Genomic DNA, 19978 nt, shown 5'->3' on the forward strand with positions numbered 1-19978 from the left:
TTTACTAAAGTGTTATACTTTTCTAAATTAAGAATTACCTTAGTTTCTTTAGTATCAATTTTTTTTATTTTTATTGCTGCATCAAATTTTCAAAACCCTGAAGACAGTTTTATTTCTAAAAAGATAAATCTAGGTTTAGATTTACAAGGTGGATCATATCTTTTGCTAGAAATTGATAATGAACCTGTTGAAATTCAAAAATTACAAAATACAACAACTGTTATTAGAAATTTTTTAAAAGATAAAAAAATATCTTTTAATGATCTAAGAATTGAAGATAAAAAAATAATATTCAGTACACCCAATGATAATATTGAGTTGGTTCAATCTTTTTTTCTTGATAAAGAAAGTGATATTAACCCTTATTATTTTCAATATAAATCACATCAGTTTGATGTAAATATTCAAGATAATGAATTTACGCTAACTCTATCAAAATATGGACTTATCGAAATTAAAACATCTTCACAAGATCAAGCTATAGAAATAGTTAGAAGAAGAGTTGATGAAGTTGGTACAAATGAACCCAATATACTGAAAAGAGGTAATAATAGAATTCTAGTTGAGCTTCCTGGTCTTGATGATCCCATGCGTATCAAGTCACTTTTAGGAAAAACTGCAAATTTAACATTTAGATTTGTCACTCAAAATAATAATGACACTTTTGGTACTGAAATGCTTCAATTTGAAGATGGAACTAGCGAAGCAATGGTTAGCAAAAGAATAATCTTAAATGGGGAGAATTTATTGGATGCTCAACCACAAATGAATAATCAAACCAACGAAACAGTAGTATCATTTACACTTGATAGAGTGGGGGCAAAAAGATTTGGTAAAGCAACCAGTACAGGAATTGGCAAACAATTAGCAATTGTTCTAGATGGTAAAATTGTTAGTGCTCCAGTAATAAGGGATACTATAGCAAGTGGAAATGGTCAGATCAGTGGAAATTTTACATTTCAATCTGCAACAGACTTGGCATTACTTCTAAGATCAGGAGCGTTACCAGCGCCACTTAACATTATTGAAGAAAGAACAGTTGGACCTGACCTTGGCCAAGATTCAATTAATGCAGGAGTTATCGCCCTTATGATTGGTTTCTTATTGGTGATAATTTTTATGTTTGTTAAATATAGAATTTTTGGTCTAATTGCTAACATAACACTATTAATTAACTTATTTTTTTTAGTCGGTATTTTAACATTATTTGAAGCAACATTAACACTTCCTGGAATAGCAGGTATCATTTTAACTGTTGGTATGGCAGTTGACGCTAACGTATTAATTTTTGAAAGAATTAAAGAAGAATGCAAGAAAGAAAAAAATAATATTATAGCTTTTGATGCAGGTTATGTGAAATCAAAAACTGCAATTATAGACGCAAATATAACCACATTAATTGCAGCTGTAATCTTATTCTTTATGGGCTCTGGACCTATTAAAGGTTTCTCTGTGACTTTAGCTGTAGGGATTTTTACAACACTGTTTTCAGTTTATTTTATTGCTAGAATGCTTACAGGTCTTTATGTCGTAAGAAATAAAGAAAAGACTGAACTAATATAATGATTAATTTTAATAAATTTTATAAACTATTTAATCTAATCTCTTTAAGTTTAGTTGTTGCATCTGTTCTATTATTATTTTTTAAAGGACTTAATTTTGGTGTAGATTTTAAAGGTGGTACTTTAATAGAACTAAGGTCTAACGATAAAAATATTAATGTTACTTCTTTAAGGCAATCTTTTAACAAAATGAATTTAGGAGATTTTAATATTAAAAAATTTGGCAATGAAAATGATTTTTTAATCAAAATAGAGAAAAAAGATACAAGCGCAAACGCTATAGAAGTTATAAAAAAAGATTTAACATCTTCATTGGGGAGTTCTTTTAATTTCAGAAGAGTTGAAAATGTAGGTCCAAAAGTTAGTTCTGAATTATTAAAGTCTGGTATTATTGCAATTGCACTATCTCTAGCTGCAATGTTATTTTACATATGGATAAGATTTGAATGGCAATTTAGCTTAGGTGCTATTTTAGCCCTATTTCATGATGTCATTATAACACTTGGTCTTTTTTCATTATTTAGTTTGGAAATAAATCTATCAATAGTTGCCGCCGTTTTAACTATAGTAGGCTATTCAATGAACGATACTGTTGTCATTTATGACAGAGTTAGAGAAAATTTAAGAAAGTTTTCTGATATCAAGATTTATGAACTTACAAATATCTCAATCAATGAAACACTTTCTAGAACTATAATTACATCAGCCACAACATTGCTTGCTTTAGTTTCAATTTACTTATTTGGTGGAGAAATATTAAAAGGTTTTTCTCTAGCTATGATAATGGGTGTTGTATTTGGAACTTATTCTTCAATTTATATAGCTAATCCTATACTTGTGAAACTTAGAGTGTCCCAAAAAACAATCCTAAAAGAAGATACGGAATAGATTTAATAAAGATTTTGAGCTGCTACCATTGAGAGTAACATTGGTAACGATAAAAGAGTATTTGTTCTTGAAAACAACATTGCTGTCCTTGCTGATTTTGCCTTAACATCAGGTTCGCACTCAACAATACCTAATGCTCTTTTTTGATTTGGCCAAATTATAAACCAAACATTAAAAGCCATGTATAAGCCAAGCCACATTCCAATACCAATAGCTGTACTTTTTCCACCACCACCTAAAGTCATAGCATCATGTAAATAACCATTTAAATAAGCTAAAATTAATCCAGACAATACTGTTAGTAAGGCTGCCCATCTGAAATAAAACAAAGCTGCTGGTGCAATAACTTTACCTATAGCAGGTTTTTGTTCGTCAGGAATTTTAGGCATGTTTGGAATTTGAACAAAGTTAAAATACCAAAGAAGTCCAATCCACATAATAGCAACTGTTACGTGAATAAATCTTGTTAACCAACTCCAAAAAATTGTATCAAAATCAAAACCACCATTACCAAAAAATAATCCTAGAAAAAGAATAATAGCTAAAGCTAATGATGCATGAATTGTCTTTGGAAGCGATGATAGTAAATTACCCATAATTAGAATCACTTATACACTAATTTTTTAAATCTTTAACTTCTTTTTAAATTTTTCTTCCAGCATAGGTTTTAAGAATTCCCCAGTATAACTACCTTTTATTTTTATAATATCCTCAGGTTTGCCTTCTGCGATAATATTTCCTCCTTTGACACCACCCTCAGGACCCATATCAACAATATAATCGGCTGTTTTAATTACATCTAAATTATGCTCAATAACAACAACGGTATTTCCTAGTGCTACAAACGTATGTAGTATTTCTAATAATTTTTTAATATCATGCTGGTGAAGTCCAGTAGTTGGTTCATCTAAAATATACATAGTTCTTCCTGTAGATCTTTTCGATAGTTCCTTGGCTAACTTAATACGCTGAGCTTCTCCACCAGATAATGTTGTAGCCTGTTGTCCAATTTTTATATAACCAAGCCCAACTTTTTTTAATGTTAATAGTTTGGTTTTTATATTTGAAATATTTTCAAAGTATTCACACCCTTCATCAACAGACATATTTAAAACATCAGCTATACTTTTATCCTTAAACTTTATTTCAAGAGTTTCTCTGTTATACCTAGTTCCCTTACATTCATCACATTGTATATAAACATCAGGTAAGAAATGCATCTCGTATGTAATTACGCCATCGCCTTCACAAGCTTCACATCTCCCACCTTTAACATTAAATGAAAATCTTCCAGGTTTATATCCTCTTGTTTTTGACTCAGGTAGTGCCGTAAACCAATCTCTAATAGGCCCAAAGGCCCCGGTATAGGTTGCCGGATTTGATCTCGGTGTTCTCCCAATTGGTGATTGATCTATATCAATTATCTTATCTATAAGCTCAACACCTTTATAACCTTTAAATGCTTTTGGAACTTTTCTAGCTTTGTTATTTAAGGTTAAATTTAATGCATGATATAATGTTTGCAATATCAATGTAGATTTACCACTGCCAGAAACTCCAGTAACGCAAGTAAAGCTTCCTGTTGGAATTTTAAGATTAACGTTATTCAAATTATTTCCACTAGCTCCATTAATTTCTACAAATCTACCATTCTTAGCAAGTCTTCTAGTTCTCGGAATTTCTATATATTTTTTATGAGATAGGTATTGACCGGTGATACTATTTATATTTTTAAGTATCTCGTTATAAGTTCCTTGTGCAATGATCTCACCACCGTTAGTACCAGCTTCTGGTCCTAAATCTATTATGTGGTCAGCATTTTCCATAGTTTCAGTGTCATGCTCAACAACGATTACTGTATTTCCAAGATCTCTTAGTCTTTTCAATGCATTAATTAGTTTAACATTATCTTTTTGGTGCAAACCTATAGAAGGTTCGTCAAGAACATATAATACTCCTGTCAATCCTGAACCAATTTGCGAAGCAAGCCTAATTCTTTGTGCTTCTCCACCGGAAAGAGTCCCAGACTCTCTTGATAAAGTTAAATACTCAAGTCCAACATTTAAAAGAAACGTTAACCTCTCATTAATTTCTTTTAGAATATGTTCTGCTATTTTAAATTGTCTTTTATCAAGATTTTGTTCCAACCCTTTAAACCAGTTAGCAGCATCTAAAATAGATTTTTTTGTAACATCGCTTATATTTTGATTATCAATTTTAACACATAAAGCTTCCTCTTTTAGTCTATTACCATTACAACCTTCACATGCAGAATCCGATTGATATTCCGCTATAGCTTCTCTCTTCCACTCACTGTCAGATTCTAGAAATCTTCTTTCAAGATTGTTTATAACACCTTCAAAAGTTTTTTTATGAGAGTATTTTTCATATCCATCATCATAGACAAATTTTATTTCTTCTTCGTCTGATCCAAATAAAATTACATCTTTAAATTTTTTGGGTAATTTTTTCCATTTTTCATCTAAAGAAAATCCATAGTGTTTAGCAATAGAGGCTAATGTTTGAGCATAATATAGTGTGGTCGATTTAGCCCATGGTTCTATAGCACCATCAGCTATACTTTTTTTTTCATCGGGAACCACTAAATTTGGATCTACATTTAATTTAATACCAATACCTTCACATTCAGCACAGGCCCCATATGGACTATTAAAAGAAAAAAGTCTTGGTTCAATTTCTTCGATTGTAAAACCACTTTCTGGACATGCAAATTTTGTCGAGTAAATTAATTTTTCAATTTTTCTAAATTTTTGAGGTAAAGTTTCGTCTTCGTACTCAACAAATACAAGACCATTTGATAAATTTACAGCTGTTTCAATACTTTCAGCTAAACGATTTCCTAGATTTGAGTTCAAAACAATTCTGTCAATTAAAACAGATATATCATGCTTAAGTTTTTTATCTAATTCAGGTGCTTTATCTATGTCATAAAGAACCTCATCAATTTTAATTTTTCTAAAGCCTCTTCTTTTATAGCTTAAAATATCTTTTCTATATTCACCTTTACGGCCACGGACCACTGGCGCATATATATAAATTGTAGATTTTTTGGGAAGTTTTTTTATTAAATCGACAATCTGTGTAATTGTTTGTGATGTTATTGGTTTTCCAGTAAAGGGTGAATAGGGCACACCAGCTCTCGCATAGAGCACTCGCATATAATCATAAATTTCTGTAACTGTAGCAACAGTTGATCTTGGGTTCTTTGATGTATTTTTTTGTTCAATAGCTATTGCTGGACTCAATCCTTCAATAAGATCAACGTTAGGTTTTTTCATTTTATCTAAAAATTGTCGAGCATAAGCAGATAAACTTTCAACATATCTTCTTTGTCCCTCTGCATAGATAGTGTCAAAAGCTAATGAAGATTTTCCAGAACCGGAAAGTCCAGTAATAACAACAAATTGATCTTTGGGTATTTCTACAGAAACATTCTTTAAATTATGCTCCTTTGCACCCTTGATAACTATCTTTTTGATCATAATTTTAGTTGCTTTAAATTAATAAAATTAATATTGAGTTTATATTGTGATATAAAAACTAAATAAATAAATAAACACTTATAAAATATTATGGCTGGAAGTTTAAATAAAGTATTATTAATTGGGCGTTTAGGCGCAGACCCTGAAATTAAACAAATGGTAAACGGCAAAAGCGTTGCAAGATTGAGTTTAGCAACAAGTCAATCATGGAAAGACAAGACAACAGGTGAAAAAAAAGAAAAGACGGAGTGGCACCGAATAGTTGTATTCAATGATGGATTAGTAAATGTTGTGCAGCAATATTTAAAAAAAGGAGCTCAAATTTATGTTGAAGGACAAATAGCTACTAGAAAATGGAAAGATGAACAATCTGGACAAGACAAATATTCTACAGAAATAGTAATTCAAGGATATAACTCTTCACTAACAATGTTAGGTGGAGGAAATACAGGTGGTGGAATCCAAAATGATAACACACAAGCGCCTGCTAATAATTTTGAAGATAGTCCACAAACTTCAAATGATATGGATGACGAAATTCCATTTTAGTTTCTATGAAAGACACAGAAATACCTAAAGATAAAAATATTAAACTTATCTCAATGCATGATGAGATGAGTTCATCATATTTGTCATATGCGATGAGCGTAATTGTGAGTAGGGCTCTTCCTGATGTTAGGGACGGGCTTAAACCTGTTCATAGACGAATATTATTTGCCATGTATAAAGGTGGTTACGATTGGTCAAAACAATTCAGAAAATCCGCAAGAATAGTTGGAGATGTTATTGGTAAATATCACCCACATGGAGATCAGTCTGTTTATGATGCTCTAGTTAGAATGGTTCAGGATTTTTCTATGAGTTTACCTCTTGTTCAGGGCCAAGGTAACTTTGGATCTATTGATGGAGATCCAGCTGCGGCTATGAGATATACTGAGACTAGATTAGCTAAAGTTTCGCAATACTTAATAGACGATATTGAAAAGGATACCATCGAATACAAGAGTAACTACGATGAAACAGAAAAAGAACCATCAGTTTTACCCGCTCAATATCCTAATTTATTGGTTAATGGAGCTGGTGGTATAGCAGTTGGAATGGCAACAAGCATACCTCCACACAATTTAGGTGAAATCATTGATGGAACATTAGCCTTAATTGAAAATAAAGATATTAAGATTAAAGAATTAATGAAACACATTCCAGGTCCTGATTTTCCTACAGGTGGTGTCATCATTGGGAAAGAAATTATTAAGGCAGGATATAATGTAGGTCGTGGGTCATTTAAAATTAGAGGTGAAATAAGTGTTGAAGCACAAAAAAATGGTAGAGAAAGATTGGTTATTACTTCTGTACCTTATCAAGTAAATAAATCAGTTTTAAATGAAAGAATTGCCCAACTTGTTAGAGAGAAAAAAATTGAAGGAATAAAAGATATTAGGGATGAGTCTAATAGAGAGGGGATTAGAGTAGCAATTGATTTAAGAAATGGTGTTGAGCCAGAAACTATTAAGCGATTACTTTATAAAAATACTTCGATAGAAAGTTCTTTTGGTTTTAATACTTTAGCAATCGTTGATGGCAAACCTAAAATATGTAATTTAAAAGAGTTTTTAACAAATTTTTTAACATTTCGTGAAGATGTTGTTATTAAGAAAACTAAATTTGACTTAAAAAAAGCAGAGGACAGAGCTCATATTTTGATTGGGTTATCTGTATCTGTTGAGAATTTAGATAAGATTATAAAAATTATACGGTCTTCAAAAACTCCTGATGATGCTAAAAAATCATTATTAAACACTAAGTGGAAAATTAATAAATCTTTAAAGTTAATTTCACTTGTCGAAGATAAGAAGGGGAAAAATTTATACTCATTATCTGACCCTCAAGTAATTGCTATTTTAGAACTTAGACTTCAAAAACTTACAGCTCTTGGTATTAATGAAATAGAAGTCGAAATTAAAAAATTAGCTGATTTAATTAAGGGATATAAGAAAATAATTAATTCCAAAAAAGAACTTTTAAACGTAATAAGTGAAGAGCTTAAAACTATTAAAGAAAAATTTGCTGTACCACGAAGAACTAAAATTATAGATGCTATTTTAAACTATGATATTGAAGAAACTATTCAAAAAGAGTCTGTTATTATTACAGTTACACTTCAGGGATATATTAAAAGGGGAGCATTAAGCAGCGTTAAACAACAAAAAAGAGGTGGCAAGGGTAAATCTGGGATTACAACGAGAGATGAAGATTCTGTAGTACAAACTTTATCAGTTAACACACACACTTCTGTTCTTTTCTTCTCGACAGAAGGACTTGTCTACAAAATTAAAGCTTGGAAGATACCTGAGGGATCAACTACATCAAAAGGTAAATCTCTATTTAATATCTTACCTTTAAAAAATCATCAATCAATCAGTTCAATTATGCCATTCCCTGATGATGAAAGTGATACGAAAAATCTTCAAATTGTTTTTGCAACTGCAAAGGGTAAGGTTAGAAAAAACAGTCTCGAAGACTTTTCTTCCATTAATTCAGCTGGAAAAATTGCAATAAAATTAGATCCCAATGATAAAATCGTAGGAGTTGAAATTTGTAAAGATGACCAAGATGTAATGCTAAGTACAAAAAATGGTAAATGCATTAGATTTGAATCAAAAAAACTAAGAATATTTAAGGGTAGATCCTCAAAAGGTATAAAGGGTATAGAGCTATCTCCTAATGATGAGATTGTTTCTCTTTCAATAACAAATAAAGAAAAAATAAAAAAAGATACTAAATCTGATGGAAGGTTTGTTTTATCAATTACAGAAAATGGATACGGCAAAAAAACATTAAACAATGAATATAGAGTTACCAATAGAGGTGGTAAAGGCATAATTGGAATTGTTAACTCACCTAGAAATGGCAGTATATGTTCGTCATTTCCTGTTATAGAGGGAGATGATGTGATGATTTCAACAAATAAAGGTAGAGTGATTAGAGTTGCCGTTAAAGAAATCAGAACAGCGGGAAGAAATACTCAAGGTGTAAGAATTATCAAATTATCTGGTGATGAAAAAGTTGTTTCAGCAATAAAAATTGATGATAACTTGGAGTAATGAAAAAAGTTGCCGTATATCCCGGAACATTTGACCCAATTACCTTTGGTCATATTGATGTTATAAATAAAGCTTTAAAATTATTTGATAAAGTTATTATTGCTGCTTCTGATGGTGCTAATAAAAATTATCTTTTCAATTCACTTGAAAGAGTACAATTAATTAAAAAAGCCTTATTTGTTGATTTAAAGTTCGATAAAAAGAAGATTGAAGTTATTTCATTTACATCATTAACAACTGATTTATGCAAAAAATATAAATCTAATATTATTTTAAGAGGTTTAAGAGCAGTATCTGATTTCGAATATGAATTTCAACTAGCTGGAATGAATAGAAAATTGAACAATAATATAGAAACAATTTTTTTAATGTCTGATGTTGAAAATCAAATCATTTCATCAAGATTTGTTAAAGAAATAGTTAGACTAAAAGGCGATATCAAAAAATTTACTACAAAAAGCACAATAAAATCTTTAAAAGAAAAATATGAATAAACTTATAACAAAATTTTTAATTTTATTTTTTATACTAACCAACAACACAATCGCAGAGGAGAATATTATGATTTTAAAGCTTAAAGATGGAGACGTTAAAATAGAACTTTTTGAAGATGTGGCACCTAATCATGTCAAAAGAATTAAGCAATTAGCAAAAGATGGTAAATACGATGGTGTTGTATTTCACAGAGTGATTGATGGCTTTATGGCGCAAACTGGTGATGTTCAGTTTGGTAACTCTTCTAATGATCAATTTGATTTAAGAAGAGCTGGAATGGGTGGCTCTGATTTACCTGATCTTAAAGAGGAATTTAGTGATTTACCTCATGAAAGAGGAACACTATCTATGGCTAGATCACAAGATCCAAATAGTGCAAACAGCCAATTTTTTATATGTTTTAAAGAAGCGTCTTTTCTAGATAGACAATATACGGTATTTGGTAAAGTTATTGAAGGCATGGATCTTGTTGATAAAATCAAAAGAGGAGATCAAAACAATAACGGTTCTGTTTCTAACCCAGATAAAATCATTAGCTTTAAATAATTTTAGTTCACAAATTTCATGGCGTTAAAGAATTTCAAATTTAATGTCATAGAAAGGGATAAATTTGCTAGAGTTGGAGTAATCGAAACTCATAGAGGCAATATTCAAACACCTGCTTTTATGCCTGTTGGAACACAGGCAACTGTAAAAGCTTGCCTTATTGACGATGTTATTAAAACAGGATCTGAAATAATTTTATCAAATACCTATCACTTAATGATCAGACCAGGTGTTGATAGAATTATTTCTGCTGGTGGTTTACATAAATTTATGAATTGCAAACTTCCCATACTTACAGATTCTGGTGGGTTTCAAGTTATGTCTCTTTCTAAATTAAACAAAGTAGACAGAGAAAAGGGTGCAATATTTAACTCTCATGTAGATGGTAAAAAATTTATATTAAGTCCAGAAGAAAGCATAAGAGTTCAAAAGGGTTTAGACTCTGATATTGTTATGATTATGGATGAGTGTCCTAAGAAAACTACTGACTATAAAGTAATTAATAAATCCATGGAACTATCCATATATTGGGCTGAAAGATCTAAAATAGCTTTTGGATTAAACCCACATAAAGCTTTATTTGGAATTGTCCAGGGTGGTTTATTTAAAGATCTAAGAACAAAATCTCTTAATGAGTTAATTAAAATTGGCTTTGATGGATATGCCATTGGAGGACTTGCTGTAGGAGAAAGTCAAAATGAAATGTTTAGTGTTTTAGATGATTTAAAAAATATTATGCCAGATGACAAACCTAGGTATTTAATGGGAGTAGGGACACCAGCTGATATTCTTGGAGCTGTTAAGAGAGGTGTTGATATGTTTGATTGTGTAATGCCTACGAGATCTGGAAGAACCGGTTTAGCTTTTACTTGGAATGGTCGTGTGAATATCAAAAATAATAAATATAAAAATGATAATGAACCTCTTGATCCAAATTGTTCAAATTTAAATCTTAATAAGTATTCAAAAAACTATATAAATCATCTCTTCAATACGAATGAAATCTTAGGTTCTACACTTTTAACCTTACATAACATCAACTTTTATCAAGAATTAATGTCTTCTATTAGAGAAAATATTAAAAAAGGTACATTTGATAAATTTCATGATGAATACATTGATAAGTTGTAATTTAAATATTTGCAATTTACGATGTTATGGAATAAATAATTGTTTTTTGGTAATAAAAATTATTCAAGTTTGATATTTTTTTATTGTTTAAATTTTTAAGTGTAAAGAAATTTAAAAATTTTAAAGAAGACTTCACCAAAAGTTTTTTTTTAAAATTAAATAAAAAAAAACATTTATCTCAACTTTAATAATTTATATGTGGGCCCTTAGCTCAGTTGGTAGAGCAATTCCCTTTTAAGGAATGGGTCGATGGTTCGAGTCCATCAGGGCTCACCACTAAAATAATCTTTTAAATGTTAGCTAATTGTAATCGGTGGATAGTCTAATATGACACTATTTTCCCATTCTGATAAATCTTTTATTCTTTTTGAGGATGATGGGTGGGTGCTCATAAATTGAGGTGGTTCTTTGCCTTTATTTTCTGCCTTCATCCTTTCCCATAACTTTTTAGTTTCCCTTATATCAAAGCCAGATAAAGAAGCAAAAATCATTCCCAGGTAATCAGCTTCACTTTCTTGAGTCCTTGAGAAAGGATTCATTATTCCTATTTGCGATAATAGACCTACGGTGTTCATGCCAGTAGCTTGATTGATTTGCCCTAACTTTCCACCTGAAAAAATATCGATTAAAGAAGTTCCAGTTTGTAAAAGTGCACTTCTACTGGCTCTTTCAACTGAATGTTTAGCAACAGCATGTGCAATCTCATGACCCATAACTGAGGCAAGACCGTTTGTATTTTTTGTTACATCAAGTATTCCTGTGTACACAGCGATTTTACCACCAGGCATGCACCAAGCATTTTTTACTTTTTTATTATCTATTAAAATATACTCCCAATCAAAATTAATAGTTGGATCATTTTGACCTGCTCTATAAAAATACTCAGATATAGCGTCTTCCATTCTTTTTCCAATATCTTTAATTTCATTGAGTGTTTTAGTGTCATCACTCATTTTTTCTTTTTCTTTAACTTTTTCAAAAATTTGAGCTGCCTGAGCATTTAATTTTGATTCAGGTATAATTTTCAATTGTCTTCTGTCTGTTATTGGGGCTGTAGAACAAGCACCGAGCATTAAGCCCGAACATCCACATCCAATATAATTTAAAAATTTTCTTCTATTCATTTTATTAAAATTTTGATAATCATATAAATATATACTTTTATGAATTTAAACAATAAAATCTTAGTTGTGCTTTTTGTTATAGCTGTATCTTTTGTAATTTATTCTAGCTATCATTAAATTTTTATGTCTATTAAGAAGAAAAAATCATTTGCTTTAAGATTAAGAAACTATTTTTTTACAGGTGTAATTGTTTTAATTCCAATTGGTTTTACCCTTTATTTAAGCAAATTTTTAATTAATTTTTCTACTAAATTAGTACCATCAGGTCTAAATCCTAATACTTATCTTCCTTATGCGATACCAGGTATTGAAATAATTTTAACAATTATTTTTATTACAGTTGTTGGTGGTCTTTCTTTAACTTTTATAGGTAAAAAATTTTTACAAATAATTGATGATTTGTTTAAAAGAATGCCAATATTAAGAACAATCTACTCTGCCATTGGACAAATGACAGATTCCTTTCGGGAGCAAGAAGGCAATAAAAAAAGTGTTGTACTAGTTGAGTATCCAAGAAAAGGATCTTGGGCAGTAGGTTTTGCTACGAAAGAAAATTCAGGTGAAATTAAAGCCAAAACAAATATTAACTTAGTTAATGTTTTTGTTCCAACAACTCCTAACCCAACAAGTGGTTTTTTATTAATGATACCAAAAGACGATTTGATCTATTTAGATATGACATTTGAAGAAGCATCAAAATTTATAGTCTCAGCTGGAACCTCTAAGCCTAAAAGCTAAACCATATCATTAATTATATCTGCTTGATCATATAACTTGAGTAAAGCTTTATATTTTTTAATATCAGTATTTTCTAATTCTATCTTTTTAATTTGTTTTTCTGCCATTAAAAATAAATCTTCATTTTGAATGGGGTCTGCTAACCTAAAATTTTTAATTCCACTTTGCTTAAAACCAAGTAAATCACCAAAACCTCTTAACTTCATATCTTCTTCTGAAATTTCAAAACCATCATTTGAGTTTTTTAAAATATTAATTCTTTTTTTAGCATTCACACTTAAATTTGACTTAAACATTAATATACAGCTTGCCTGTTTTGTTCCACGTCCAACTCTTCCTCTTAACTGATGTAGCTGAGATAATCCAAATTTGTTAGCATTTTCTATTATGATTACATTAGCATTAGGAAAGTCAATACCAACTTCTATAATTGTTGTCGAAACTAAAATTGAATATTTCTTATTAAGAAATTTATTTAATATTTCTTCCTTCTCTTCATTTTCAATTTTTCCATGTAGTAGTGCAACTTTATTTGGAAAAATTTCATTAAGAAATTTATATTTCGTAACTGATGATTGGTGATCTAATTTTTTTGATTCCTCTATCAAAGGACACACCCAGAAGATTTGGTTTCCTTCCTTTATTTCTTTTTTTACAAAGTTGATAACATCGTCTATTTTACTTTCTAATTTGCTATAAGTTTTAACTTCTTTTCTATTACTTGGTTTTTCTTTAATAATAGAAACATCCATATCACCATAAACTGACATAGTTAGAGTTCTCGGAATTGGTGTCGCTGACATTAAAAGAACATCACAATTATCACCCCCTTTATCTGATAAAAGTTTTCTTTGTCTAACACCGAATTTGTGCTGTTCATCAATTATAATATAACCAAGGTTTGCAAAAATAATTTTTTTTTGAAAAATTGCATGTGTGCCAAACACCATTTGAATTTCATTGTTTTCCAGGTTTTTTATAATTCTCTTTTTTTCACTATTTTCACTCTTACTAGAAAGTAATTCAATTTTGATATCTTTAGGAAATAGTTTTTTTGCTAAAGTATAATGCTGTCTTGCCAATATTTCTGTAGGAGCCATTAATGCAACTTGGAACCCTGAATTAATGACATTCAATGAAGAAATCAATGCGACAATAGTTTTACCACTCCCAACATCACCTTGTAAAAGTCTAAACATTTTACTTTTAGAATTTAGATCCTTATTAATATCATCCAATGAATTTTTTTGATCATTGGTAAGTGTAAAGTTTAATTTATTAACTATATTCTTATGAGCTTTTTCACTGAAGTTTTTCGAAATTTTTTTAATTTTCTTAATTTTTTTTCGAATTTCTGAATTAACTAAAAAAGATGCTAATATTTCATCATAAGCAAGTCTTTTATAAAAATCAGATTTATAATTTTCAATATTTTTTGGATCATGTAATTTTATTATAGATTCATTCCAACTTTCATTATTAAAAATTTTTAGAATACCTTTATCGTGCCACTCTGGTAAAATAGGTAAGTTTTTTAAAATTTGATTAATAATTTTATTATAGGTTTTTTCAGTAATACCTTCTGTTAATGAGTATTTATTATCAATATTTTCAATTAAAGAACTGTCTTGAGAAATATATGTGGGATTTGTTATTTGATATCGTCCTTTATAATTGCCTATCTTACCGCTAATTGTCACTTCTTCATTTAGTGGTAAAATTTTTCTTACATATCCTTCATGACTATTGAAGAATATACATTCAATCTTTCCAGTTTCATCAATACAATTAACTCTATTAGGTAAGTTTCTAACTCTTGGAAATTGATATTTTAATGGAACAATTCTGATAGTTTGGATTACACCTATTTGAAGATCGCAAATTTTACTAACGAGCGTTCTGTCTGTATAAGATTTAGGCAGTCTCCACAGCAAGTCAAAAATATTATTTACTTTTTTTTTCTTCAAAATTTCCATGGTTTTTTTACCCACACCATTTAATTTGGTTAGATCAGCTAATAAATATTCATAATTATTCTTATTTTTCATATTAGTTGTAATATATTAATTATTATGACCATTAATATAAAGGATTTAAAAAATAAAATAACTTATAGAGCTAACTATAGAGGCACTAAAGAAATGGATAAGTTGTTAGGTTCATTTACTAAAAAATATATTGATCAGTTTAATGAACAGGAGCTAACCCTTTTGTGTGATTTGTTAGACTTTGATGATGAGAATCTTTATAAATTTAATCAAGGTCAAAATACAACAATACAAATTGAATTAAACAAAGTTTCAGAGATGTTTAAAAATTATAATTATGCAAGTGAATAGTGGCGGAGAGACTGAGATTCGAACTCAGGAAAGAGTTGCCCCTTTGCCGGTTTTCAAGACCGGTGCATTCAACCACTCTGCCATCTCTCCGTTAGCAACGTTTTATTATTATAAATTTTTAATTCAACAATAAAATTGATAAATTAAACAGATAATCATTTAATAGGTATAAATTTATTACTGTGGAAAAGCAAAAATTCAATACAGGTATAGGATTAACTGCACTAGGTTCTTTTTGGTGGGGTGTTATTGGTGTTATTTACTTCAAATATATTTCATTTGCAGGCTCTATAGAGGTAGTGATCCATCGTTGTGTGTGGACATCTGTAGCTTTAATAATAACTACTTTTTATTTTTCTAAATGGGATATTTTTTTTGAAATTATAAAAAATAAAAGAAATATAGTTTATTTATTTTTTTCAAGCTTACTAATTTTTATAAATTGGGCAACCTGGATTTATGCAGTGGGCACAGAAAAAATAATCGATGCAAGCTTTGGTTATTTTATCATGCCAATCTTAAGTGTATTCCTGGGGTATATCTTTTATGGTGAAAAAATTAATAAAAGAAGAGGTCTTTCCATACTTCTTGTTTTGCTGTCTATATCATTTCTTTTATTTAAAAGTTTTCATTCAATACCATGGGTTGGAATAATTGTAGCTCTAAGTTGGGGTTTTTATAATCTTCTTAGAAAAAAAATAAATGTTGATACCGATGTTGGACTTTTAATAGAAAGTCTTTTTATATTACCATTTGCGTTATTTGCTTTTTTTTTACTTTTTAAAAATAATTTAAATATTTTTAGTATTAATGAGCCTTCATTGATGTTTATACTAATGTTAGCTGGACCAATGACTGTTATACCTCTATTTCTATATGTAAGAGGTGTTGAGTTGTGTGGCCTTGGACCCACTGGAATGATTTTCTACATAACCCCAACATTTCAATTTTTATTGGGCTTTTTTTATTATGATGAAGCTTTTTCTTTCGATAAATCATTAAGTTTCATTTTAATATGGATTGCTGTAATTATTTATTTAAAAGATTTATATGAACATAATTAAATATTTTATAATTATAATTTTTACATTTATTCACGGAACACTATATGCCAATGAAAAAGAATTTAAGGAGTGGTTGGTTAATTTCAAAGCTTATGCTTTAGAAAAAAAAATCTCAGAAAAGACATTCAATTTAGCAATGTCTGATGTTGCGTTTTTACCTGATGTAATAAAATATGACCGTTTTCAGCCTGAGTTTTATGAAGATACCAAAACTTACATATCCAAAAGAACTTCTAAACAAAAAGTAAGTGCGGGCATTAAACTTTATGAATTAAATAAAGATTTCATAAATTCTGTCGACAATAAATTTTCTGTTGAGAAAGAGTTGCTTTTAGCATTAATGGGTATAGAGACTAATTTTGGAACTTATGTTGGAAAAATGGATATATTATCATCACTTGCAACTTTAAGTTATGATCAACGTAGATCTGATTTCTTTACCAAAGAATTAATTACTATTCTTCAATTAATAGATGAGGGGAAAATAGACCATAACATTTTATATGGATCATGGGCAGGTGCCTTTGGTTTTTTTCAATTTATGCCATCAACAATAGACAACTATGCAATAGACTATGATAAAAATGACATTATTGAGCTTAAATCAACTAAAGATTCATTTGCATCTGCAGCTAACTACATAAATAAAATTGGATGGAAAAAAAACCAACCTTGTTTCATTAAAGTAAAATTAAAAGAAAATATACCTAGCAATATATTAAATACATCTGCAAAAAAACTTCACCATAAAATTAAATTTAAGCTTTTAAAGAAATATATAATTAATGAAGATAGTTTTAATTCTATTAATGAAAATTTGATTGCATCAATAATAACGCCAGACAAAGATATAATACCAGATGCACAAAACTTAGATCCGGCCTACATAGTTTTTGATAATTATGAAAAAATACTACAATGGAATAGATCTTTAAGATTCAGCCTCGCAGTATGCACATTAAAAGAAAAGTTTGAAAATGCTTTATAAAAAACTATTAATTATATGCTGTTTAATTTTATTAAATAACTGTACAGCAACTACCACAACCAAAAATAAAAATCTTAATTCATTAGAAAATCCATTTATAAATAAAGGATTTAGTCTTATATATAATGATAAACTTTATTATGATAAGGTTATTTCCAAAAAAATTGATGAACGAAGTTTAGTTGTTTTTCAAAAAAATTTAAAAAAAAATACAATTGTTAAAATTACTAATATTTTAAATAACAAATCAATTATAGGTACTGTTGGTAGTAATGCTGATTATCCTTTATTTAACAATGCAGTATTATCATTGAGAATAGCAGATGAAATTGGTTTGAATGAAAATGAACCTTATGTAGAGATTTTACAGGTCCTAGAAGATGCAATATTTGTTGCAAAAAGAGCAAAAACATTTGAAGAAGAAAAAAAAGTTGCTAACAAAGCACCCGTTAACAATATTAATATTAGTGATCTTAACACTAAACAAACAAATATTAAAAATGAATTAAGTAAAAAATTTTCTTATGAAATAAAAATAGCCGATTTTTATTTTAATGATACAGCATCATTGCTAGTTGATAGAATCGTAAAAGAAACCATGATTAAAAATGTCAAAATCAAAAAAATTAATGAAAAAAAATATAGAGTATATGCAGGTCCTTTTAATAACATTAACTCTCTACAAAAATCATTTAATGATATAAGCATACTTGAATTTGAAAATATTGAGATTTTTAAAAATGATTAAATTAAGATTTATAACGATTTTATTGACGCTCTTACTAACAACTAATGCTAATGCAGCATTTGATGTAAAGGCTAGAACAGCAATATTACAAGATTATCTTTCTGGTGAAATATTATTTGAAAAAGATGCTGATAAATCAATTTATCCCGCATCAATGACAAAAATTATGACAACCATTATTGCGTTTGATTTAATTAGAAGCGGTGATCTAAGTTTAGATGAAAAATTTTTAGTATCAGAGAATGCCTGGAGACTTTCATCAGCTGGCTATTCTTCAATGTTTATAATGGTTGGTGATGAAGTTAGTGTGGAAAATTTACTAAGGGGAATAATTGTTGCATCTGGTAATGATGCTTGTGTTGCGTTAGCTGAAGGTATAGCTGGAACAGAGGATGAATTTGCAGTGATGATGACAGCTAAAGCTAAAGAAATAGGAATGAATAATACAAATTTTGCTAATTCATCAGGTATTAATAATACTGAAAACTTATCGACTGTAAGAGATATTATGCTTATGTCTAATTATCTTATTAAAGAGTTTCCTGAAGAATATAAGTATTTTGCAGAAAAAGAATTTACTTGGGATAGAACAGGGGGTGATCCCATTACTCAAGGTAATAGAAATCCGTTATTATATAAAAGCCTTGGAGCCGATGGAATTAAAACTGGTTATTTAGCTGTTGAAAAATATTCACTGGCATCATCTGTTGAAAGAAATGGAAGACGACTAATAGCTGTAGGTAGTGGCTTCAATACTAAAAATGATAGATCTCGTGAAAGTGCCAAACTTTTAACATGGGGTTTAACTAATTTTGACCTGGTTGAAATTACAAAAGCAAACACACCAATAGAAGACATTGATGTTTGGTTGGGTAAAAAGGATACTGTTAAAACTTATATAAAAAATGATATCTACAAAACTATTCCTAAAGCAAAAAAAAGATTATTGAAGGTATCATTGAATTATAATGGTCCAATTCAAGCACCTATTAAAAAGGATGATATCTTAGGAAAATTAAAGCTAATCTTTGATGGTGAACTTATTGAAGAATATGATCTACTTGCTTATGAAGATATTAAGAAATTAAATGTTTTTTCAAGGTTAATGAAATCAATTAATTTTTTAATTTGGGGCGATGTCTAAAAAACCAATAATTGTATTTGAAGGTATAGAGGGCACAGGTAAATCTCATCATATTAAAAATGTTGCTAACTACTTAACACGTAAAAGGATTAAATTTATTCAAATTAGAGAACCTGGCGGCAGTACAAATTCAGAAAAAATAAGAAATCTTATTCTTAATAACAAATCTACATTTAATAAAGAAACTGACTTACTACTTTATCTTTCGGCAAGAAGTGAAAATATGGAAATTATAAGAAAAAATTTTGGTAAAAAAATAATATTGATAGATAGGTTTTCAGATTCAACGATTGCCTATCAGCATTATGGTATGGGTGTAAACCTTAAGTTAATACAAAATATTAACGACCATCTTTTAAAAAATATTAAAATTGATTTTACTTTTTTAAATACAGTAAATTTATCAAATATGAAAAAAAGGCTTAAACTAAGAAAAAAGCTTAACAGATATGATAAATTTAACAGTAAATTTTATGAAAAAGTACAAAATGGTTTTATAAAGATATTAAAAAAAAATCCTAAAAAATATATTAGAATAAATTCAAATCTAGATATAGATCTTAATGAAAATATAATATTAAATAAGATTAACGACTTAATTTAG

At 29.1% G+C, this 19978-nt stretch carries 18 protein-coding genes and 2 tRNA genes; 15 read left to right on the forward strand and 5 right to left on the reverse strand.

The genetic code is table 11. The features are described from left to right. Window positions 1–9: 9 nt before the first annotated feature. Together secD and secF are read left to right on the forward strand one after the other, a co-directional pair. A complete protein-coding gene (gene secD, locus AC5SL0_RS02940) occupies window positions 10–1563 on the forward strand; it encodes a protein translocase subunit SecD (RefSeq protein WP_494618670.1) in 1554 nt (517 codons plus the stop codon). Next, window positions 1563–2450 carry a protein translocase subunit SecF gene (gene secF, locus AC5SL0_RS02945; RefSeq protein WP_020169406.1) on the forward strand — a complete coding sequence of 296 codons (888 nt, stop codon included), beginning with the start codon at window positions 1563–1565 and terminating at the stop codon, window positions 2448–2450. Before secD ends, secF begins: the two co-directional genes overlap by 1 nt. 2 nt (window positions 2451–2452) lie before the next feature. On the opposite strand, the gene AC5SL0_RS02950 is transcribed toward secF, so the two are convergent. Together AC5SL0_RS02950 and uvrA are read right to left on the reverse strand one after the other, a co-directional pair. Continuing rightward, the gene (locus tag AC5SL0_RS02950) at window positions 2453–3046 is read right to left on the reverse strand and encodes a urate hydroxylase PuuD (protein WP_494618672.1); all 594 of its coding nucleotides are present in this window, start codon (window positions 3044–3046) and stop codon (window positions 2453–2455) included. Between the two features lie 27 nt (window positions 3047–3073). After that, window positions 3074–5953 carry an excinuclease ABC subunit UvrA gene (gene uvrA / locus AC5SL0_RS02955; RefSeq protein ID WP_494618673.1) on the reverse strand — a complete coding sequence of 960 codons (2880 nt, stop codon included), beginning with the start codon at window positions 5951–5953 and terminating at the stop codon, window positions 3074–3076. 90 nt (window positions 5954–6043) lie between these two features. On the opposite strand from uvrA, the gene ssb reads away from it, so the two are divergent. From ssb to AC5SL0_RS02985, 6 genes are all read left to right on the forward strand, one after another. Beyond that, on the forward strand, window positions 6044–6502 hold the full coding sequence (ssb, locus tag AC5SL0_RS02960) for a single-stranded DNA-binding protein (protein WP_006996934.1): 459 nt from the start codon (window positions 6044–6046) through the stop codon (window positions 6500–6502). A 5-nt stretch (window positions 6503–6507) separates the two neighbouring features. After that, the gene (gene gyrA, locus AC5SL0_RS02965) at window positions 6508–9057 is read left to right on the forward strand and encodes a DNA gyrase subunit A (protein WP_271486805.1); all 2550 of its coding nucleotides are present in this window, start codon (window positions 6508–6510) and stop codon (window positions 9055–9057) included. Beyond that, window positions 9057–9551, forward strand: coding sequence for a pantetheine-phosphate adenylyltransferase (gene coaD / locus AC5SL0_RS02970; RefSeq protein WP_011282085.1), 495 nt, complete (start codon window positions 9057–9059; stop codon window positions 9549–9551). Before gyrA ends, coaD begins: the two co-directional genes overlap by 1 nt. Beyond that, complete coding sequence (locus AC5SL0_RS02975; protein WP_011282086.1) at window positions 9544–10098, forward strand: peptidylprolyl isomerase; 555 nt, start codon at window positions 9544–9546, stop codon at window positions 10096–10098. Before coaD ends, AC5SL0_RS02975 begins: the two co-directional genes overlap by 8 nt. Window positions 10099–10116: 18 nt before the next feature. Beyond that, the gene (gene tgt, locus AC5SL0_RS02980) at window positions 10117–11229 is read left to right on the forward strand and encodes a tRNA guanosine(34) transglycosylase Tgt (RefSeq protein WP_494618675.1); all 1113 of its coding nucleotides are present in this window, start codon (window positions 10117–10119) and stop codon (window positions 11227–11229) included. 200 nt (window positions 11230–11429) lie between these two features. Next, a tRNA-Lys gene (locus AC5SL0_RS02985) sits at window positions 11430–11505 on the forward strand. Window positions 11506–11525: 20 nt separating this feature from the next. Here the strand turns inward: AC5SL0_RS02985 and AC5SL0_RS02990 are convergent. Continuing rightward, a complete protein-coding gene (locus tag AC5SL0_RS02990) occupies window positions 11526–12353 on the reverse strand; it encodes a M48 family metallopeptidase (protein WP_494618676.1) in 828 nt (275 codons plus the stop codon). Window positions 12354–12476: 123 nt separating this feature from the next. On the opposite strand from AC5SL0_RS02990, the gene AC5SL0_RS02995 reads away from it, so the two are divergent. Continuing rightward, complete coding sequence (locus AC5SL0_RS02995) at window positions 12477–13091, forward strand: DUF502 domain-containing protein (protein WP_020169412.1); 615 nt, start codon at window positions 12477–12479, stop codon at window positions 13089–13091. On the opposite strand, the gene AC5SL0_RS03000 is transcribed toward AC5SL0_RS02995, so the two are convergent. Further along, the gene (locus AC5SL0_RS03000) at window positions 13088–15139 is read right to left on the reverse strand and encodes an ATP-dependent DNA helicase RecG (protein WP_494618678.1); all 2052 of its coding nucleotides are present in this window, start codon (window positions 15137–15139) and stop codon (window positions 13088–13090) included. The two genes, AC5SL0_RS02995 and AC5SL0_RS03000, sit on opposite strands and share 4 nt — an antisense overlap. A 24-nt stretch (window positions 15140–15163) precedes the next feature. On the opposite strand from AC5SL0_RS03000, the gene AC5SL0_RS03005 reads away from it, so the two are divergent. Beyond that, the gene (locus tag AC5SL0_RS03005; protein WP_494618680.1) at window positions 15164–15430 is read left to right on the forward strand and encodes a succinate dehydrogenase assembly factor 2; all 267 of its coding nucleotides are present in this window, start codon (window positions 15164–15166) and stop codon (window positions 15428–15430) included. Here AC5SL0_RS03005 and AC5SL0_RS03010 read toward each other — a convergent pair. Continuing rightward, window positions 15431–15520: transfer RNA gene (locus tag AC5SL0_RS03010), tRNA-Ser, on the reverse strand. Window positions 15521–15612: 92 nt separating this feature from the next. Between AC5SL0_RS03010 and rarD the strand changes: the two genes are divergently transcribed. From rarD to tmk, 5 genes are read left to right on the forward strand one after another with little or no spacing between them, the layout of a single operon-like run. Continuing rightward, complete coding sequence (rarD, locus tag AC5SL0_RS03015) at window positions 15613–16494, forward strand: EamA family transporter RarD (RefSeq protein WP_494618681.1); 882 nt, start codon at window positions 15613–15615, stop codon at window positions 16492–16494. Beyond that, window positions 16481–17482, forward strand: a complete 1002-nt coding sequence (locus AC5SL0_RS03020) for a lytic murein transglycosylase (RefSeq protein WP_494618682.1) — start codon at window positions 16481–16483, stop codon at window positions 17480–17482. Before rarD ends, AC5SL0_RS03020 begins: the two co-directional genes overlap by 14 nt. After that, window positions 17472–18230, forward strand: a complete 759-nt coding sequence (locus tag AC5SL0_RS03025; RefSeq protein WP_494618684.1) for a hypothetical protein — start codon at window positions 17472–17474, stop codon at window positions 18228–18230. The genes AC5SL0_RS03020 and AC5SL0_RS03025 overlap by 11 nt, the downstream gene beginning before the upstream one ends. Beyond that, entirely contained in the window at window positions 18223–19374 is a 1152-nt protein-coding gene (locus AC5SL0_RS03030; protein ID WP_494618685.1) for a D-alanyl-D-alanine carboxypeptidase family protein, read from the forward strand. The genes AC5SL0_RS03025 and AC5SL0_RS03030 overlap by 8 nt, the downstream gene beginning before the upstream one ends. After that, the gene (tmk, locus tag AC5SL0_RS03035; RefSeq protein ID WP_494618686.1) at window positions 19367–19978 is read left to right on the forward strand and encodes a dTMP kinase; all 612 of its coding nucleotides are present in this window, start codon (window positions 19367–19369) and stop codon (window positions 19976–19978) included. Before AC5SL0_RS03030 ends, tmk begins: the two co-directional genes overlap by 8 nt.

Source organism: Candidatus Pelagibacter sp. PS_16 (assembly GCF_059417965.1).

Bases quoted from the DNA above. Each gene is read 5' to 3' on its own strand.
- secF (WP_020169406.1), top strand. From the start codon at position 1,563: ATGATTAATTTTAATAAATTTTATAAACTATTTAATCTAATCTCTTTA.
- AC5SL0_RS02950 (WP_494618672.1), bottom strand. From the start codon at position 3,046: ATGGGTAATTTACTATCATCGCTTCCAAAGACAATTCATGCATCATTA.
- uvrA (WP_494618673.1), bottom strand. From the start codon at position 5,953: ATGATCAAAAAGATAGTTATCAAGGGTGCAAAGGAGCATAATTTAAAG.
- ssb (WP_006996934.1), top strand. From the start codon at position 6,044: ATGGCTGGAAGTTTAAATAAAGTATTATTAATTGGGCGTTTAGGCGCA.
- gyrA (WP_271486805.1), top strand. From the start codon at position 6,508: ATGAAAGACACAGAAATACCTAAAGATAAAAATATTAAACTTATCTCA.
- coaD (WP_011282085.1), top strand. From the start codon at position 9,057: ATGAAAAAAGTTGCCGTATATCCCGGAACATTTGACCCAATTACCTTT.
- AC5SL0_RS02975 (WP_011282086.1), top strand. From the start codon at position 9,544: ATGAATAAACTTATAACAAAATTTTTAATTTTATTTTTTATACTAACC.
- tgt (WP_494618675.1), top strand. From the start codon at position 10,117: ATGGCGTTAAAGAATTTCAAATTTAATGTCATAGAAAGGGATAAATTT.
- AC5SL0_RS02990 (WP_494618676.1), bottom strand. From the start codon at position 12,353: ATGAATAGAAGAAAATTTTTAAATTATATTGGATGTGGATGTTCGGGC.
- AC5SL0_RS02995 (WP_020169412.1), top strand. From the start codon at position 12,477: ATGTCTATTAAGAAGAAAAAATCATTTGCTTTAAGATTAAGAAACTAT.
- AC5SL0_RS03000 (WP_494618678.1), bottom strand. From the start codon at position 15,139: ATGAAAAATAAGAATAATTATGAATATTTATTAGCTGATCTAACCAAA.
- AC5SL0_RS03005 (WP_494618680.1), top strand. From the start codon at position 15,164: ATGACCATTAATATAAAGGATTTAAAAAATAAAATAACTTATAGAGCT.
- AC5SL0_RS03020 (WP_494618682.1), top strand. From the start codon at position 16,481: ATGAACATAATTAAATATTTTATAATTATAATTTTTACATTTATTCAC.
- AC5SL0_RS03025 (WP_494618684.1), top strand. From the start codon at position 17,472: ATGCTTTATAAAAAACTATTAATTATATGCTGTTTAATTTTATTAAAT.
- AC5SL0_RS03030 (WP_494618685.1), top strand. From the start codon at position 18,223: ATGATTAAATTAAGATTTATAACGATTTTATTGACGCTCTTACTAACA.
- tmk (WP_494618686.1), top strand. From the start codon at position 19,367: ATGTCTAAAAAACCAATAATTGTATTTGAAGGTATAGAGGGCACAGGT.